Annotated in this window: 1 protein-coding gene; it reads left to right on the top strand. The window is 70.1% G+C overall.

Annotated features, from left to right (window positions below; all coding sequences use genetic code 11):
* Positions 1 to 46: 46 nt before the first annotated feature.
* On the top strand, positions 47 to 716 hold a 670-nt coding region (locus tag N866_RS19265; RefSeq protein ID WP_034230003.1), incomplete at its 3' end, for a helix-turn-helix domain-containing protein.

Below are 716 nucleotides of genomic sequence, written 5' to 3'. Positions count from 1 at the left end.
ACCGGACTCAACCGGTCGTCGCAACACCTTGATCGTGGAGGTCTTCATGGGGCGGCAACCGGGGTGGCTGGTCACGCAGACGGGGCGGCCTGCGATGAGGTCGCCTGGGCGTCCGCCGATCCGAAGGGATCTCGAGCGGGCGTTCTGGGTCAAGATCGCTGCAGGGATGACCAGCGAGGACGCCGGCGTGGCTGTCGGCGTGTCGGGACCGGTCGGATCGCGGTGGTTCCGTGAACGTGGCGGCATGCCCTTGATCAGTCTGGATCGGCCCTCCGGTCGATACCTGTCGTTCGCCGAGCGCGAGGAGATCGCGCTGATGCGGGCCCGGGACGCGGGAGTGCGTGAGATCGCCCGCACGCTGGGCCGTGACCCGTCGACGATCTCCCGAGAGCTGCGTCGCAACGCCGCCACCCGCGGGGGCAAGCTCGACTATCGAGCGGGGGTGGCGCAGTGGAAGGCCGAGCTGGCGGCCCGGCGGTCCACGCCCGCGAAGCTCGTCGTGAACACCCGACTGCGGGACTACGTCCAGGAACGGCTCTCGGGACACGTGCGCCGTCCCGACGGTGTTGCCGTCACCGGGCCGCAGCCGGCCCCGTGGAAGGGCCGGAACAAGCCCAGACGCCAGGACCGGCGATGGACGCTGGCGTGGAGCCCGGAGCAGATCGCCCATCGCCTGCCGATCGACTTCCCCGATGATGAGTCCATGCGGATCAGCC

It is taken from the genome of Actinotalea ferrariae CF5-4, from assembly GCF_000603945.1.
Taxonomy (GTDB): Bacteria; Actinomycetota; Actinomycetes; order Actinomycetales; family Cellulomonadaceae; genus Actinotalea; species Actinotalea ferrariae.
This window is presented reverse-complemented; position numbering and strand designations above follow the sequence as displayed.